The following is a 16,540-nucleotide window of genomic DNA, read 5'->3' as shown; positions in this document are numbered from 1 at the left end:
GCCGGGCTTGGCGGGCTTCCCCGGGAGGAAAGATCAGAACTTGTAGCTGACGCCGATGGTGGCGGTGGTCTCGTTGAAGTCGGCCTTCACCTTGCCGTAGGGCGTCTGGTAGCTCTTCTTGTTGAAGTCGCTGTAGCGCACTTCCAAGCGGCCGATCCAGTTCTGGGTAAAGGCATACTCGACGCCGCCGCCGATGGTCCAACCGACGTGGGTGTTGCGGTCGCTGAAGCCGTTGACCTTCATCTCCGCGCCCGAGAAGGCGACGCCGCCGGTGGCGTAGATCAGGATATTGTCGATGGCGTAGCCGGCGCGCAGGCGCGCCGAAGCCTGCCAGTCCGTGTTGAACTTCAGCTTGCCACCCGGCGCCGGCGTCGCAAATCGCTGCGAACCGTTGAGGTCGGTGTAGTCGATGTCGCCCTCGACGCCGACTACGAACCGGTTGGCGAACTGGTAGTTGTAGCCGGCATGCGCACCGCCGACGAATCCGCTCAGGCTGAAGTGATCGGCCGTGGGCTGTACCACGGGCCCCACACCGTTCTCGCTCAGATTGTCATGCTCGCGGCCCCAGCCATACCCCGCATGCAGACCGATATAAGGCCCCGTCCAGTCGTACGGCGTCACCACCGGCGCCACGGGATCGACCGATTGGGCAGCCAGGTCGGCAGCGAAGGCACGGTCGCCAGCAGCCAGAGCTCCTGCCAGCACAACCGCGAGTGCTGTCGTCGTCAGAAATGTCTTGATCATGTTACCCCCACGTCGGCACCCGAATCCCGAGTAGCGCTCGTCGCGGCACCGGACATGCGATTGACATAGCGTCCTACTCCTATCGGGTCCAGCGACGTTCAGGGGTTTATTTGACTTTGCTGCTTTTTCCGCGAGCCGTGGCAAGAAAGCCACAAGAACTATACTTGCCATACTAACCCCAGGCTGCATTCATCGTCGACAGCAACGAAAATACGGCCGGCCGAGCCTGGAACCACTTTCGCCAACCGGGTCACTGTGCTCAAAGCTTCGAATCATCCAACGCGGCAGCGCAGATTCTCTCCGGCCAGCAGACAAAGTTGCAGCACCGGGACACATCGGGACAGTGTCCCGGGCTTGAGGCGGAAAGCATGGAACCGACTCGCAATCTCATTCTCGTCCACAGCCATGGCTGGCAGGACATTGCGGACTTCGAGGCTATCCGCGCGTACGTCGAAGACATCGCTCCCGATATCGAGGTCTTCATCGTCTCCAACACCGCTCGCTCCTCCACCACGCGCCGGAAAGCGGCACAGCGCCCTTCCCTGGTTTTCTCGCCACTCAGGCTGCTCGATTTCCGCCCCGAACGCGGCAGGATCTACGAGGGACGAGTAATGTCCAAGTTCGTCGAGATGGACCGCCTGCAGGCCGGCGGCCTACCGGTACCGGCCTATGAAGAAATCCGCCCCGACACTGCGCTTTCACCAGAAACCTACGGCCCCTACGTCATCGTCAAGCCGGCCCACGACCTTGCCTCCTGGGGACAGGGCGTCGAGTTGCAGCGCACCGAGGATGTGCGCTACCGGGCACCGTCCGACTTTCCGGAGAACCATCCGGGCCGAAGCGGCCCGATGATGGCGCAGAAATACATCGATTGCGGCCACGCGATGACCTGCCGCGTCCTGACATTGTTCGGCGTGCCGATCTTCACCTATCTCAGGGAGGCGACCAGGCCGCTGGCGTTGGAAGGCCTGCGCGCGCCCTACGCCCAGGAAGATTTCATGCCGGTGAATGTCGATCTCCGGATCAGTTCGACCCGCGATCCCGACTACCTCGCCCTGGCGGCGGCCGCCTTTGAAGCGATGCCGGACATAGCCCTCCAGGCATGCGACATCCTGCGTGACAAGGAAGGGGGCCTGCATCTGCTGGAAGTCAATCCCGGCGGGGGCACCTGGATGTTCTCAAGCAAATTCGCCCCCGCCTACAGAGAGGCGCTCGGCGTCGAGGATCTGACCACCGAGTTCGACGCATTCGAGACGTGCGCTCGGCTGCTGGTGGAGCGCACGAGAAGCGAAGCGAAATGACGATGGCGCCGCATCGATGTGCAGCCGGGCGGCGTCCCCCGAAAGGAAGGCGATAAACGACCGACTAGTCAGAACCCGAAATATTTCTGCCGCAGCGCGTCCTCATAATCCTTCTTGGTACCAAGGACCTTATTGCGGACTTCGTCCTCCTGCATGTGCGCCTGTTCCCACAGATCGACCTCGGCGACGGAGTGGTTGACGGAGGCGAGTTCCTCCTCGCGGCGGATGGCGGTGATCCACTCCTCCACAGCCGCCTTGTAGGCTTTTTGCAACCGATCGAGTTCCAGATCTTCGTCCTGCATGACCATTCCTCCGTCGCCGGCACTATGGAACGGCGAGATGAAGGAAAGACGACAGGGCTGCCGGAATGAGGCCGTTGCTTACTGCCGTTCGGGTACCCTCCAGAAAGGCGAATATCGTCACGACCATGAGCAGCCCTGCATCGCCGCTCTTTCCTCCCTGCCCACTTGACGAACCGCCCTGCTCTGCTAGACCCCAATTCCAGCAGGAAGGGTGGCCGAGTGGTTTAAGGCAACGGTCTTGAAAACCGTCGTAGGGGCAACTCTACCGTGGGTTCGAATCCCACCCCTTCCGCCACCTCGGCATTTAATATCCGTTGCGTATCTAAAAAAATACCCCACACCCACCGTGCCCCAACGAAGCGATCGGTTGGCCGGCAGACTCGACTTGGCGTCAGTCCCTAATCGTACCGAGTCGCTAGGTCTAACTTCGGCGCGGCTCTTACTTCCTCACCCGGGATATAAAAGTCCAACTTGTCAAGCCAATGCTTGTTTCCGCGAATATACCTCTACCTGGCCGTTAGCGACGGCCGCCATTTCCAGCGGAAATATTCCAACATTTGTTGAGTGTTGCATCAAAGTGACAGACTCCCGAGCAGATTTTCTGCATATTGAAGTGACAACGCTGGAAGTGGGGGACTATTGTGAAGCGCCTTTTGATTTCTGCCTCAGTTTTTGCTGTACTTTCGGCATCTGCCTTTGCCGCCGACTTGGCGCCCCAGGCCGCCGAACCGGTCGCACCCGTATATGTCCCGTATAACTGGACGGGCTTCTATGTCGGCTTGCAGGCTGGCTATCTGTGGGGTGACTCTACCCTTGATGGCGCAGGCTCTCCCGCTGGTGTCCCTTATTTGGGCAGTTCGCTTGATCCCAAGGGCGGCTTTGGCGGCGCGTATGTGGGCTACAACTACCAGTTCAACGGTGGGTTCGTCGTCGGCGCTGAAGCGGACTTCAACGGCTCCGGCGCGAGTTCGGACAACAATCCTTTCGCCCTCTTCCCTATAGCGAGCGGAAAGGGCGACTTGAAGTGGTTTGGCTCCGCGCGCCTGCGTGTCGGTTACGCTTTCGACCGCATTCTGCCGTTCGTGACCGCTGGTGTCGCCTTCAGTAAGTACGAGGCTCAGACGAACATCCCCGTACCAGTCGCCGATCTTCGACAGATGGATCTTAATAAGGCTGGATGGACCGTCGGCGCAGGCGTCGAATATGCATTCACGGACAACCTTATCGGTCGTATCGAATACCGTTACGCCGATTATGGGCACAAGACTCGTTCCGGCACATTTCTCTTCCCGACCCAGCCGGCGCGCCTCGACCTTTCAACCAACGACGTGCGCGTTGGCCTGGCCTATAAGTTCTGAGTTAGGTGTATCGTTGTTGGAGCCCCGCTTCGGCGGGGTTTCTTTTTGCTTGCACTATGCCGCCTGCTTCTTGGTGGCGGTGCCCGCGCAAGCAAAGGGACATGACGACGGCGATCAGTACGGATTGGAGCGACCTGACTGGCACCGTCTGGCCCTACCAGAAATCGAAAACCCTTTCCGAGCGGGCAGCCCGGGATTTCATCGCGCGGGAGGGGGGCTGGGCTTGAACTGACGGCGACCAACCCCACCGCTGTGCTTGGTCCCGTCCTCGGCGCGGACTATTCGCACTTCCATCGGATTGATCAGGAATTTGATGAACGGGCGGCCAGGATGCCCGAAGATCGATTCCGGATTTGTCGATGTGCGGGACGTGGCGGACCTGCACCTCCGTGCCATGACAAATCCCGCAGCCGGAGGGGAGCGCTTCCTGGCGATCTCCGGCGAAAGCATGTGGATGATCGATGTCGCAAGTGTGTTGCGACAGCGCATGGGGTCCGCAGCCAGCAGGGTGCCGACACGCGTATTGCCCAACTGGTTGATCCGTCTCCTCACCGTAAAAAATCCGGTGATGAAGGGCGCCATCCCCCTGCTCGGCCTGAACATGAACGCCACCAGCGCAAAGGTGATACGCCTGCTCGGCTGGACGCCGCGCCCGAGAGAAGAAGCCATCGTGGCGACCGCCGAAAGCCTGATCCGGCTTGGCCTGCTTCACGGCTCCAAAGTGCCGGCATAGGCGGAGCCCCTATGCCGTCATCAAGTTTCTTCCCTTGAAGGCCTTGGCAATCTCCCCGGGTGCACATCGACATAGAGAACTTCTTTACGTTGTACGCCTGTGTGGGGCTGCGCGCCGCCTTGTCACACCGCGACCGCGAGCCAGTTGGCCCATCATGGGCACACGGTGGATAAGCCGGGGGCACTTTTGGTATGCTATGAGCGTGGCGTTCTGGGGGCGGATGCGGATTGATGGATCAAGAAAGAGTTCTGGCCGCAGTCCTCTTGGTCGATGTCGTCGGCAGCACGCCGCTCTATGAACGCATCGGCGACAATGCTGCCCTGCAGCAGGTCTCGACCTGCCTGGACACCATACGCGAGGTCGTCGCCCGGCATGGCGGCGAATTCATTCACTCGAAGGGCGATGACGTGCTCAGCCTGTTCGAGAGACCGGAGGCGGCACTGATGGCCGTCTACCAGATCACCCGCCAACTGACGAAAGGCTCGTTGAATACCCGGATCGGATTGCATTTCGGGCCGGTCATTCGCACGCGGGGGGAGGTATTCGGCGACGTCGTCAATGTCACTGCACGGCTGTCCACCACAGCCAACCCTGGGGAGGCATTGATCAGCCAGGGCTTCTTCGAAGCTCTCCCTGAAGAAAGCCGCAATACCTTGCGGCTCCTCGACAAGATGGCCTTCAAGGGGAAGCAGGAACTCTTCGACGTCTATACCCTCTGGAACGATGATGGTGCCCTCAGCACGCAGATCGTCAGCGGAGCTACCGTCATCAACAGGCGCTCGGCGCCGCCGCGGCACATCAAGCTGGTCATCCGCTATGGAGATCAGGTGCGATCCTGCAGCCAGAACGAATCCGTGACCATCGGCCGGTCCCCGGAATGCGATATCGTCGTCCAGCGCCCCTGGGTCTCGAGGTATCACGCGACCTTCACCATTTCGAACGGCAGGGCCCGCCTTGCCGAGCGAAGCTCGTCGGGCACATTCCTGTCGATGGGTTCCGATCATGAAGTGTTCGTACGGCGCGAGGACGTTCTCCTCTTCAGCTCCGGTACCATCTCGCCTGGGCTGCGGTCCTCGCTTAGCGAGGCCCAGATCCTTCATTACGAAATCATCTCGGGATGATTTTCGACTGGCCGGCGGCATCCGGCGCGAGCGGTGCCGGATGCCGCCCCGTCTCAGCGGTTCGTGGCCCAGGCGACAGCGTCGGCGCCAGCGGGAATGTGAGGGGGGGAGTTTTCGTCGCTCACGGCTCGCCAGACCGCCTCTGCCACGTCGCCGGCCGCCGTGACGGGCCCGGTGTCCTGCTCCCAGCCCGCAAAGACCTGCTGCACGATCCCGGCATAGGGCTCGGGAAATCCCGTAGCCATGCGCGCCCGCGCATTCTCGGCGAAGCTGGTGTCAGGCGCTCGCCCGGGCAGCACGACGTGCATGCGGACCCCGAACTGCTTCAGTTCAAGCGCGGCGCTATCGGTAAAGGCATTCACCGCGGCCTTGCTGGCCGTATAAACCGACAGCAGCGGAAGCGACCTCAGCGTCACGGATGAGGTGACGTTGACGATCACGCCTGCGCGCCGCTCGCGGAATTGTGGCAACACGGCCTGCGTCAAAGCGATCGTGCCCAGCGTGTTCGTCTCGAAGATGTCGCGAACAACGTCCATCGGCGTGCCCTCGACTGCATTCAGGAAGCCGATGCCGGCATTGTTGACGAGCGCGTCGATGGGGCCGGACGCCTCGAGCGCGGCTGCGATGCTGTCGGCAGCCGTCACGTCGAGCGCGACGACCCGCACCCTTTCCGACCGGGGCAGGACATCCTCGCGCGGGGAACGCATGGTGGCAATGACATTCCATCCGCGATCGGCGAAATAGCGGGCAGTTTCCAGGCCGAAGCCCGACGAGCATCCGGTGATCAATATGGTCGACATGTGGTCTCCTGTCGTTGACCCGGAATAAGATGGATTCCCGCAACCATACTTTCTACAATCAAAAGTCCATATCTCGTTAGCAAAAGTCCGGAATTGACCGATCCTCTCGCCCAAGTCGTCGGCCTGCTGCGGCCTGATCTGTCGTACTTCAAGTTCATTGAAGGCACGGGTGCATGGCGCGTGCGCCGCTCGGAACAGGGACGCCCCTTCTTTTGCGCGCTCCTCGAAGGCACGGTTCGTCTCGAAGTTCACGGTCGCGAGTCGCTCAGGGTGGAGAAGGGCGACTTCATCCTCATTCCAGCCGCCTATGACTTCACATCGTCGAGCATCGATCCGACACCGGCCGCCAACGTCGACACCATGCCGGTTGAGGTGCGCCCCAACGTCTTCCGCCTCGGCGATCCGCAGGCCGATCCGGACGTTCGAATGCTCATCGGCTATTGCGCCTTTGGTTCGACCGACGCGGCGCTCCTCGTCACGCTCCTCCCCGCGCTGGTACATGCACGGGGCGAGGACAGGCTGACCACGCTCGTTCAACTCGCTGCCGAGGAGTCTCGTGCCAGCCGGCCAGCACGGGACGTGGTTCTGGCGCGCCTCATGGAGGTATTGTTCATCGAGGCCCTGCGTTCAGCGGGGTCGCACGCGCCGTCCGGCCTGCTCCGTGGCCTGGGAGATGAGCGCGTTGCGATCGCCATAAGGCGCATGCACGAACAGCCGACCGCACCCTGGACAATCGCCAGCCTCGCGAAGGAGGCTGCGATGTCGCGTTCGGCCTTCTTCGTCCGCTTCCGACAGGCCGTCGGCACGGCCCCGATGGACTATCTGCTGCACTGGAGAATGGTGCTTGCGAAGGATCTGCTGCATCGCCGTGAGGGTTCGGTTGCCGAGATCGCCCGCCGCGTCGGATACGGCTCCGCCAGCACCTTCAGCGTCGCTTTCACGCGCCATGTCGGCTTGCCGCCGAGCATCTATGCTCGCGACGAGACGGCAGGCTAGCTCTGGCGGATCCGGACCTGACGGCGTTGCGGGAATGACGGCGGTTCGGGCCGCCCCCAAGGCCACGAATGCAAGACGAGTTGTCGGGGATCATGCCGGTCATTCGTCCTCCGAATGCCCCCGGGAACCGAACGCGTGAACGTGAGGGAGATCGCCGTCTTCATGTCCATCGCTCGCATCCTCGGCATGCAATCAGCAGGAGCCCTCCCATGAAGCCTATTGTCACGGCCTTCGAACGGTCGCCCGATCGCGGCGGAGGGCAGGCACGCGACATGCGTGTTCGTTGGGCCCTCGAAGAAGCGGGCCAGCCCTACGAGGTTCGTCTTCTTTCATTCAAGGCGATGAAGGAGCCTGCCCATCGCGCTCTTCAGCCCTTCGGACAGATTCCGACTTATGAAGAAGGTAATCTTGCCTTGTTCGAATCCGGAGCGATCGTGCTCCATATCGCGGAGCGCCATGGCGGCCTGCTGCCGGATGACACCAACGCCCGTGCGCGTGCGATCGCGTGGATGTTCGCCGCATTGAACACCCTGGAGCCGCCGATCGTCGATCGGGAGGTCGCCAAGCTCGTGGAGCACGGCGAGACCTGGTACAGGAAGCGGCTGCCTATTCTGGAGGATCGCATCCATGGCCGACTGGGTGAACTATCCAGGCGTCTGGGCAATGCCGAGTGGCTCGATGGTGCCTTCAGCGCCGGGGACCTCTTGATGGTGACGGTGCTTCGCAGGTTGAACGGTTCGGGGATGTTGGTCGAATATCCGAACCTGGCCGCCTTTGTCGCCCGCGGCGAGGCGCGTCCTGCCTTCAAGCGCGCATTCGATGCTCAACTGGCGGTATTCAACTCTGCGTCGAACCACCGCTGAGCGCCGGGCCGAGGACACGAGAGCTAGGCCAACGTCCCGGACGCCAGGGCCGGGAACCAATCGGCCTCGCTATCGCAGCCTGGAATCTCATAATGGATCTTGAGATCGAGCGAGCCACGCGGATCGCGCTTCGGGCCGTAGGAAGAAAGGCCGAAAGCATGGTACCTGCCGGGTTCGACATGCCGGTACGACAAGGACGTCATCCGGGCCGATATCGAGGGTTGCGCCGGCGGGACGGCATGCGGCGACGACTGGCGCCACAGGCCGAATTCAACAATCGCCCGAAGTGCCAATTTCGCGCGGCTGAATTTCGGGTATTGGTGTCGGATATCGTGTACAGCCGTCAGCGTGCCGGCGGCCTAGATCGGGGATGGGTTATGCGTGCGGGGGGAAGAACCTACATCGTCGGAGCGTGCCTGTTCAGTCTGGCCTTGCTCGCCGGCTGTGCAAACAGGCCCGAGGCAGGCGCACTGGTGTCCAATGCCACCGTGGTCCAGGGTGCTACCTCGCACGACATCCTCGTGGCGACGACGAGAGCGCGCGACGACCGCCCGGGCACCTTCTTCAATGGCGATCGCACCTCCTCTCTCAACTTTGCCTCCATCGAAGTCAGCGTTCCTCCGTCGCACAAGTCCGGTAACATCGAGTGGCCGTCATCACCACCCGGAAACCCTCAGACGGACTTCGTAACGCGCGGCGGTGAGTTCCTCGATAGCGACAAGCAGTTCATCGCGCAGTTGAATCAGCGCCTCAAGTCTCAACCCCGAGGACATCGCAAGGTCCTGCTCTTCATCCATGGCTACAATACCTTGTTCGCCGAAGGCCTCTATCGGTTCACCCAGGTCGTCCACGATGCTCGTGGACCTGCGGTGCCCGTCTTCTTCAGCTGGGCCTCTCGCGGCAAGACGCTCGACTATGTCTACGACAACAACAGCGCCACCATCGCTCGCGACGGGCTGGAGCGAACCATCCGTCTGCTGGCCGCCAGCGATGCCGACGAAATCAATGTCGTGGCTCACTCCATGGGCACATGGGTTACGGTCGAGGCCTTCCGCCAAATCAAGATCTCGGGCCTGCTTCCTCCCGGCGGCAAGATCGGTACCGTGGTGCTCGCCGCTCCGGACATCGACATCGACGTGTTCAAGTCGGAAATGCAGCGTATCGGCAAGCCCAAGAAGCCGTTCCTGATCATCCTTTCGAAGGACGATCGCGCACTCGGCCTGTCACGCTTCATCGCTGGCGACAAGGATCGCCTGGGCGCCAGCGGCGACGCAGCAGAACTTACGGCGCTCGGCGCGGTGGTTGTCGACCTCTCCGACCTGAAGGCCGACGACTCGACCAATCACAGCAAATTCGCCCAGATCGCCGAGATCGCACCGGACCTGCGAAAAGTGCTGGCGCGAGGCATTCCCAAACCGAGGCAGGATGGGCCCGTCAGCGCAGCGACTACGGTGTTGACGTTACCGGCTGCGGTCCTCACCGCTCCCATCAAGATCCTGACGGCTAATTAGAGCTGACCATCATGCCAGTCGCGCAACCGAAGATCGCGGCGTCCACGATGAAATGAACTCGATCGCAGCTCCTGCGGAGTTCTGGATTGCAGATCGCTCTTCCAATCCCGCGAAGAGTGCGTTCGCACCAACTCGGGCCGCCGCCCTCCGTTCCCTTGCCTGCACCCTGCGCGCGGACTTGCCATTTGAAGACCCGCCTTCAGTCAGGCGAGCCGGGCAAGCGGGCGCTGTTGACATCGTCCCGCGCTTCGAACTCCGCGAACGTGGGCAATTCATCGAATATCGGTTCGAAGCCGAGCTTTTCATAATCGAGCCGAGGCACATCGGCGATATCGTATGGATTATATTCGACCCTGGCGTATTCCACGCCCTCAATGACGTTGCGAAACAGTCCGCGAGCCTTGGACATCGCTTTCCTCCGTTTCTACGGACAAGGCCGTCACACCCTCGCGACGATGCCTCGCCCAAGCGCTCCTCCGTGGAAAATCCCAGCCTGCGCAGGAAGTTCCGCACATGGCTCCCGGAAACTGTCCTCATCGGCAATAAGCAGTGACGCGCCCCGTCCGGCATTGCCGGAAGCATGATCCCTAGCTGGAGTGGTTAGCCGGAGCGATACTACCTCCGTTTTGTGGGTACGACATTTGTCTGACAGTGCAGTCGGCAAGAGAAAGTCCGACACCACCAAGTGTGGATCAGACCCAAACTTATGCGCAGATGTGAGCCTGTCTCATTGCTGCTACAAAGATTGCGTGAGCGTATGCCACATACTGAAAGCACTGCCCGGCTCTGGCGTATCTCTGAGCCGGGCTTTTTCTTGCCTTGGCCATTTCATTCGGCCTTCGTCACTTACGCGACCGCCCACGGGTGCCCCAGACGTAGTGGCCCCTCCCCTCCGGCATTCGCCCCTGTTCCGCGGACATCGTCGCGGGCGTTGGGACCACGTCCAGGAAGCATCGGAACCGGCCAAACCTCCGCCCGCCGCACTAATTGCTACCTAATTCTCGGATCGCATAAGCGTCACGCAAATCCCTGCCGTCCGCAGAGCCAAACCGTGAAACGAACCATGAAGGTGAGACGCCCTTCCCCCTTCGTGCTCTGGTCTCTCATCGGCGCGGCCATTGGGACTACCTTCACCCTGATCGCCGACTGGGACCAGGGTGCGCTTCATTTCTGGGTCATTCTCCTGTCCGCGCTCATCGGTGGTGTTTGGGGCACTTCGCTCGCAAAGCGAGAGGACGACTAGACCGACTTGCGAGACAGGCTGAAGGGATGTGCGGATTCTCCGGCGCGGCCCCAGCCGCAGTCGAGTGACGCGGCCCTATACGGGAGGAGGTCCGGCATGGTCCGCGGGGACGGACGCCGAACCTCCCGCCTCTCTCGAACGGGTGGTGTTATCCTGAGAAGCCAGTTATTTGAGCACGCCTTTCTTAGCGAGGAATTAGGCATGCGGCCGCCCAAAGGAAACCGGATCGTCTACTTTCCATGATGGTGTGTATTTTCTATTTCGCCACCTGGAGTGGTGGGGGCCGCCTGGCTCCTTGGACACTTGCCGATGAGCTTGCCAGGCGGAACGAATGCATTTCCTCGGGCCGTCCTGTAGGCGAGTGGCGTGACGATGACGGAGTTGACAGGCGTGACGGCTTTCACGGCGATATGCCGATGGATGAAGGGCAATACGATACGTTCCTGGCTGCCGATTACCCCAATCTGGCTCAGCGTGCCGCCATCACCCCATCCCAATATGGCGACGGTCGCGTCCATGGGTTTGATCTCCACGCCAATCACGATTGACTGGAGCAGCAGATCGGATGGTATATCGAGGTCATACTCTGCGTCGACGGCAATACGGTCCGGCAATTCGGCCCTCGCTTTTCCATCTAGTGAATTGATTTTCCTAGATTTTTGAAACACGCCATTCGGCGTGACACGGATGTGACTCACCCTACGGAAACCTCGGTCGGCATGATTGGATGTCCCGATCCGAAAGGCATGATGTCGATACCCGCAACGGCAGGCTGACAGCTCTTATCCGCCCGACCTCAAAACGAAATGTCGCGGGATTCCGCGAAGAACCAAGCACCTCTTTCTTGGTATCCAGGTCCACAATTTAGCTAGGAAACACCTACCTTCGGATAGGGAGGAGGGTCTCTTTTCCCTTGCGTCAATCACGATCGCTTGATAGATGCAAAATCCGGGGGCGCTCGCAGGAAGAGCAGTCTTGACTGAAGCAATCCTCTGGGGTGGTACCGGCCACTCCCGTGTGCTCCGCGAATTGATGGCGAGCCTCGGCATTTCGATCCTGGCGATCGTCGACAACAGGGCCGTCAATGCGCCGTTTCCAGGCCCGGCGATGCTGTTGGGGCTGGACGGCCTGAAGGCTTGGATGGGGCATTACCCTAAGCCGACCGAAACACTGTCTTACGCACTCGCTATCGGTGGCGGCTACGGTCGGGATCGCATGGCGATCGCGAGGGAACTGGATGCCCTCGGCCTCCGTCATTTGTCGCTGGTGCATCCGACGGCGATCGTGGCCCCGGACGCCTCACTCGGAAAAGGCTCTCAAGTGCTGCTGGGCGCCACGGTGGCGACCCATGCAAGAATAGGCGCATGCTCGATCGTCAACACGCGCGCGAGCGTCGACCATGACTGCATTGTCGGCGATGGCGTACACATCGGGCCCGGTGCAACCTTGTGCGGCCAAATTGAGATCGGGCACGGGTGCTTTGTCGGAGCCGGCGCCACGATCCTCCCCCACCTGAAGATCGGAGACGACGCGGTGATCGGAGCCGGCGCCGTCGTGACCAAGAATATCGCACCGGGCGAGACAGTGGTGGGAACCCCTGCGAAACTTCATTGCGGTCCTTGAAGGCCAGAGAAGCAATTCGCACCGCTTCCACGCTGCCTGGGCAGGGGCCTTCAGACGGTACTTCGCCCGCTCATCGCTTTCGACAGGTCCTGTCCCTAGAGCAAGGCGCGTTTAGGTAGAAACGCCGCTTTGCTCCATGTCTTTGTTGTTAGACGCGTCTTTGTGTTTTGCCGACTCCGACAAAACACAAGATGCCCTAGCCAAACACGTTCCGAAGATCGGAAGGCGTTTCTCCGTGCCGCGAGTGGATGATGGCGGGCTCGAATTCCCCGGTTTCCGACTCGCCGGTTCGCGACAGGACCGCGGCCCCGACGATAGCATCTCCACCATAGCTGTGACCCACAAGGCTGGTCGCCCGATAGATAGCGGAAGATTTCGAAGCGGTCTCTTCTGCAGAGATGCTAAGTAATTTGCCGTCCCTGTCATGGACAAAGGGAACGATTATATAAAAGGTCATGAGAGGCATATATAAGGGATCCGTGAGTGCAGTTTCGGCACCTTCCTACGCTTTAACTAGCTCCCCCCTTCGTGCTGGCGGACAATGTTTCGAAACCAGCCATTCCCATTTGAGCCAACTCGTATGAACTGGTCATGAACGGGTACGCTGTCACCCCTTTCGGCGGATCGTCTCTGCCGCAGATGGTCCGTGGACCGGCGGAGCGAACCACGGCTATACGTATTGTCCATGGGGTGATGGGATAGTGCCACCTTTTAACCAAGGGCGGCCCGGCCGTTTTATCGGGCGTCCGGCCGGGCCGCTGCCCGATCGGCGTTCCAGCGCACCATCAGGCGAATGCCAGAGCCTCGCAGCCGGTAGGCGGATTGCTCTGACAAAACTTCAACGAGCCCTGTCCCGCCTTGTTCCCGGTGGGAGACGTATTTCTTCGGCTCCCGTGCGGGCCGTTTGGTTCTCTGCCGACGATGGCCTCGGTGGCTCTCGCGTCATAAAAGGCGGATCGAAGGGAACTGTGCGCTGAACCCGCCCCCCAGGCCCCATTTGTGACGGTTGCGCTTGACCACATTCGGGGTCCGGTCCTGAGGAAGTCATCCTGCTCCATGTATTGTCAGGACGTCCTCCTGACCGTTCTTGATGACCGGCGTCAGTCACCTCCCTCATTTGCGCTGCTGGTCGATCCCCTGAGATAGAGAGGCTGAATTCCTCCACCTCGGACCAAAGGACAATCGCAACAATTCCGCCGATGCCTTAAAAAGACAAAATTCAAGGGAACCAACCGTCGAGGAGTGCGTTCCCTCCGTGGCGCCTCCGTGCGGTGGTGTCCTCGCATAAGCCGATGACTGTAGAGCCGAGGCTTGTTTTCGACGACCGCAAGGGTTCTTCCGGTCAGATTCAGCGTGCAGACTGGTGTTTCAAATGACACAGATTTGCCGGAAGAACCTGTTAACCATACCCCGCTCGTCCTCCGGTTAAGGATCTCACAAATGAAGCTCCACATAGCTGCAGCAGCCGTTCTCCTTTCCTCATCAGGTGCATTCGCGGCAGATTTGGCACCTGCCCCGGTGGAGCCGGTGACGCCTGTCGTCACCCCCTACAACTGGACCGGCTTCTATGTGGGCCTCCACGCAGGGACCGACATCGGCCAAGGGAAGGTCGATTCGGCCAAGTTCAGCGGAGCCGGGTTCCTGGGTGGCGTGCATGCCGGCTACAATTACCAATTCGACGGCGGCTTTGTCGTGGGTCTTGAGACGGATATCGACTATTCAAGCTTCAGCGAATCGAAGACCGTGACGAACGGCGTCGATGTATTCCGCGCCAAGTTCAAGAACGAGTGGCAAGGGTCTACCCGAGCCCGCATCGGCTACGCCTTCGACCGCTTCCTGCCCTACATTACGGGCGGCGTCGCCTACGGCGATGAAAAGGTCAGCGGCTTCGGCGTCGGCTCCAACAGCGACACGCGGGTAGGCTGGACCGCGGGCGCCGGCCTCGAATATGCAATCGACGACAACTGGATCGTGCGCGGCGAAGCTCGCTATGTCGATCTCGGCAGCAAGAACCTCAACATTGCCGGTGTACGTCACAAGGTCAGGTTCGACTCGACCAATCTCACGCTCGGCGTGAGCTACAAGTTCTGATCCGTCTCCCGAGGGCATCTCATCAAACCCCGCTTCGGCGGGGTTTGTCGTTGCACTCTACCGGGTGCACGGCCCACACCTGGGCGTGATCGGAGGTCGATGATCAAAACTGCACCGAGAGAAGAAGTGCGCCGGCCCTAAGGTTCGACACCGGATGCCGCACCCTCAACGCGTGCCATTGGGCGATCGGGCTCCTGCCGTATTCGGAGACCAGTGCATCGCTGATGCTGCGCACGGGCGGAACGAATTCAGCCCCCTTTCCGCTGCGCCATCGCGTGTCCATCAGCCTGCACATGGAGACTTTCCCCACTCGCTTGATGGCTATACGCGCATGCACGAAGGGAAGCCTCACGCTTGGCTGAGATCCCTTCACGTCGACCTTTGCGATACGGCCGTCCCTGCTCCAGCCGAAGATGATGACCTCGCCATTGAACGGCACGATATCCACTGCGACCGTGATGGATTCAAGTGCCCCCTGAGCGGGAATGTCCAAATCGTATTCCGTATCAATAAAGTATCTTGCCGACATCGATGAGCCTCCGCGGAGTGGAACATCACCGATGGAAAGGTGCCACAAGGCACGCCGTCGGTCCCTACGCCAACTGACGTATCCGATCTGCTCCTATGCGGCCGATGCGTGCGTAATCTTACCCATCGTTCATTTGATCTGGCGGCCCAACGATCTACGATGAGCTGCCGGTCTCCCGACTTCCGGCACGCCTCGACCGACCACCGGCTCCAAGCGGTGGCCGGCCGGGGTGTTTTTTGGGTCTCGGAACAGATGTTCTAGACCTACGGCCAGTGGCTGTCCTCCTATGCGGCTGCGCGATAGCGCGGGACCCTCCCAGCAAGCCGTATTCGGGATGTGATTTCACAGCACCAAGAAATCATTCAGACCTGTATTGAAATCGCCCTTTTCGGGACGAGGCCGATCTGGGATCAATTGACGTTCAGAGCCCTGTCTCAGTAGTGTAGCGATATTCGAACAACTCGTTGCTTCTTGCATGCAGATCAAATTGCTCCGCCGGCTCACTCGTGGACTGTTTGCGCTGGCCGTCTTGGCGGCCGCCGGTCCGGTTATGGCTGCTGAACTGCTGATGGATGTAGGAGCGAGAAAATCGCTTTCCACGGAAGAACTGCTGCACCGCTCGGACGTCGCGACCATCGAGGTGCCGGCAGATGCCAGCTATGGCCGCACGATGACCTATCGCGCCGTGCCTCTGCGCTCGCTTCTCGGCGTCGAGGAATTGCCGGCCGGCCAGGATCTGCAGATTACGGCCACGGACGGCTTCGTGACCAACCTGCCAGTGGATCTCATTCATCCGGCCGGCGACAAGGCTGCCGTTCCCTGGCTGGCCATCGAGCCGTCCGATACCCCCTGGCCCCCGACGGCTGGCGGCAAGGCGACCGGGCCGTTCTACCTGGTATGGCTCAATCCGGCAGCCTCCGGCATCACGAGCGAGCAGTGGCCTTTCCAGGTCGATACGCTTCGATTCGTGCCTGCATGGGCGTCGAAATGGCCTAGCCTCGCCGTGGCGAATGACGTAGCCGTGGAATCTCCCCTTCGGGCCGGTCAGGCATTGTTCGCCAAGCAATGCATGGTCTGCCATCAGATGGGAGGCGCTGGAGACGCGAAGGTCGGCCCCGACCTCAACATCCCCCACAATCCCACCGAATACTTTCAGGCCTGGGCGTTGCGGGCCTATATCCGCTCGCCGGCCTCCCTTCGCGCCTGGGCCGACATGAAGATGCCGGGCTTCGATAGGCAATCCATTAGCGATGCGGATCTCGATGCGATCATCGCCTATCTGGCCTATATGGCGGGACGGAAAACCGCGGCTCAAGCGCCCTGAC

Annotated in this window: 17 protein-coding genes, 1 tRNA gene and 1 pseudogene; 12 read left to right on the top strand and 7 right to left on the bottom strand. The window is 60.7% G+C overall.

The window, feature by feature from the left end; translation table 11 throughout:
- Positions 1-33 precede the first annotated feature (33 nt).
- Positions 34-744 carry an outer membrane protein gene (locus AC6H34_RS23045; protein ID WP_497540342.1) on the bottom strand — a complete coding sequence of 237 codons (711 nt, stop codon included), beginning with the start codon at positions 742-744 and terminating at the stop codon, positions 34-36.
- 368 nt (positions 745-1,112) lie between these two features.
- On the opposite strand from AC6H34_RS23045, the gene AC6H34_RS23040 reads away from it, so the two are divergent.
- Positions 1,113-2,045, top strand: a complete 933-nt coding sequence (locus tag AC6H34_RS23040) for an ATP-grasp domain-containing protein (protein ID WP_497540341.1) — start codon at positions 1,113-1,115, stop codon at positions 2,043-2,045.
- Between the two features lie 68 nt (positions 2,046-2,113).
- Here AC6H34_RS23040 and AC6H34_RS23035 read toward each other — a convergent pair whose 3' ends face one another.
- Positions 2,114-2,347: a hypothetical protein gene (locus tag AC6H34_RS23035; RefSeq protein WP_448147287.1), complete on the bottom strand. Its 234-nt coding sequence runs from the start codon at positions 2,345-2,347 to the stop codon at positions 2,114-2,116.
- 205 nt (positions 2,348-2,552) lie between these two features.
- On the opposite strand from AC6H34_RS23035, the gene AC6H34_RS23030 reads away from it, so the two are divergent.
- The 4 genes and pseudogenes from AC6H34_RS23030 (at position 2,553) to AC6H34_RS23015 (ending at position 5,559) form a co-directional block, all read left to right on the top strand.
- Positions 2,553-2,642: transfer RNA gene (locus AC6H34_RS23030), tRNA-Ser, on the top strand.
- Positions 2,643-2,988: 346 nt separating this feature from the next.
- Complete coding sequence (locus AC6H34_RS23025) at positions 2,989-3,705, top strand: outer membrane protein (RefSeq protein WP_497540340.1); 717 nt, start codon at positions 2,989-2,991, stop codon at positions 3,703-3,705.
- A gap of 119 nt (positions 3,706-3,824) precedes the next feature.
- Positions 3,825-4,438, top strand: a pseudogene (locus AC6H34_RS23020) (NAD-dependent epimerase/dehydratase family protein); the annotation flags it as partial.
- Positions 4,439-4,668: 230 nt separating this feature from the next.
- Positions 4,669-5,559, top strand: a complete 891-nt coding sequence (locus AC6H34_RS23015; RefSeq protein ID WP_448147285.1) for an adenylate/guanylate cyclase domain-containing protein — start codon at positions 4,669-4,671, stop codon at positions 5,557-5,559.
- Between the two features lie 53 nt (positions 5,560-5,612).
- On the opposite strand, the gene AC6H34_RS23010 is transcribed toward AC6H34_RS23015, so the two are convergent.
- Positions 5,613-6,359, bottom strand: coding sequence for an SDR family oxidoreductase (locus AC6H34_RS23010; RefSeq protein ID WP_448147284.1), 747 nt, complete (start codon positions 6,357-6,359; stop codon positions 5,613-5,615).
- A 93-nt stretch (positions 6,360-6,452) separates the two neighbouring features.
- Here AC6H34_RS23010 and AC6H34_RS23005 point away from each other — a divergent pair, with 93 nt between their 5' ends.
- Both AC6H34_RS23005 and AC6H34_RS23000 read left to right on the top strand, forming a co-directional pair.
- Positions 6,453-7,355, top strand: a complete 903-nt coding sequence (locus tag AC6H34_RS23005) for an AraC family transcriptional regulator (RefSeq protein WP_497540339.1) — start codon at positions 6,453-6,455, stop codon at positions 7,353-7,355.
- 209 nt (positions 7,356-7,564) lie between these two features.
- Positions 7,565-8,218 carry a glutathione S-transferase family protein gene (locus AC6H34_RS23000; RefSeq protein WP_497540338.1) on the top strand — a complete coding sequence of 218 codons (654 nt, stop codon included), beginning with the start codon at positions 7,565-7,567 and terminating at the stop codon, positions 8,216-8,218.
- Between the two features lie 23 nt (positions 8,219-8,241).
- Here AC6H34_RS23000 and AC6H34_RS22995 read toward each other — a convergent pair whose 3' ends face one another.
- A complete protein-coding gene (locus tag AC6H34_RS22995) occupies positions 8,242-8,421 on the bottom strand; it encodes a hypothetical protein (protein ID WP_497540337.1) in 180 nt (59 codons plus the stop codon).
- Positions 8,422-8,595: 174 nt separating this feature from the next.
- Between AC6H34_RS22995 and AC6H34_RS22990 the strand changes: the two genes are divergently transcribed.
- On the top strand, positions 8,596-9,729 hold the full coding sequence (locus AC6H34_RS22990; RefSeq protein WP_497540336.1) for an alpha/beta hydrolase: 1,134 nt from the start codon (positions 8,596-8,598) through the stop codon (positions 9,727-9,729).
- A gap of 199 nt (positions 9,730-9,928) precedes the next feature.
- On the opposite strand, the gene AC6H34_RS22985 is transcribed toward AC6H34_RS22990, so the two are convergent.
- The gene (locus AC6H34_RS22985) at positions 9,929-10,138 is read right to left on the bottom strand and encodes a hypothetical protein (protein WP_448147279.1); all 210 of its coding nucleotides are present in this window, start codon (positions 10,136-10,138) and stop codon (positions 9,929-9,931) included.
- 654 nt (positions 10,139-10,792) lie between these two features.
- Between AC6H34_RS22985 and AC6H34_RS22980 the strand changes: the two genes are divergently transcribed.
- Positions 10,793-10,972: a hypothetical protein gene (locus AC6H34_RS22980; RefSeq protein ID WP_448147278.1), complete on the top strand. Its 180-nt coding sequence runs from the start codon at positions 10,793-10,795 to the stop codon at positions 10,970-10,972.
- Between the two features lie 230 nt (positions 10,973-11,202).
- Here AC6H34_RS22980 and AC6H34_RS22975 read toward each other — a convergent pair whose 3' ends face one another.
- Positions 11,203-11,670, bottom strand: coding sequence for a hypothetical protein (locus tag AC6H34_RS22975; protein ID WP_497540335.1), 468 nt, complete (start codon positions 11,668-11,670; stop codon positions 11,203-11,205).
- A gap of 277 nt (positions 11,671-11,947) precedes the next feature.
- Between AC6H34_RS22975 and AC6H34_RS22970 the strand changes: the two genes are divergently transcribed.
- Positions 11,948-12,595 (top strand): acetyltransferase, encoded by a 648-nt coding sequence (locus AC6H34_RS22970; RefSeq protein ID WP_448147276.1) that lies wholly within the window; start codon positions 11,948-11,950, stop codon positions 12,593-12,595.
- 1,440 nt (positions 12,596-14,035) lie between these two features.
- Positions 14,036-14,686 carry an outer membrane protein gene (locus tag AC6H34_RS22965; protein ID WP_448147275.1) on the top strand — a complete coding sequence of 217 codons (651 nt, stop codon included), beginning with the start codon at positions 14,036-14,038 and terminating at the stop codon, positions 14,684-14,686.
- A gap of 103 nt (positions 14,687-14,789) precedes the next feature.
- Here AC6H34_RS22965 and AC6H34_RS22960 read toward each other — a convergent pair whose 3' ends face one another.
- Entirely contained in the window at positions 14,790-15,179 is a 390-nt protein-coding gene (locus tag AC6H34_RS22960) for a hypothetical protein (RefSeq protein WP_497540334.1), read from the bottom strand.
- A gap of 511 nt (positions 15,180-15,690) precedes the next feature.
- Between AC6H34_RS22960 and AC6H34_RS22955 the strand changes: the two genes are divergently transcribed.
- Positions 15,691-16,539: a cytochrome c gene (locus AC6H34_RS22955; RefSeq protein ID WP_497540333.1), complete on the top strand. Its 849-nt coding sequence runs from the start codon at positions 15,691-15,693 to the stop codon at positions 16,537-16,539.
- The last annotated feature ends 1 nt before the right edge of the window (position 16,540 follow it).

It is taken from the genome of Labrys sp. ALF-8, assembly GCF_059699065.1.
Note: the sequence above shows the minus strand (reverse complement) of the source record. Positions and strands in the feature narration are given on the sequence as shown.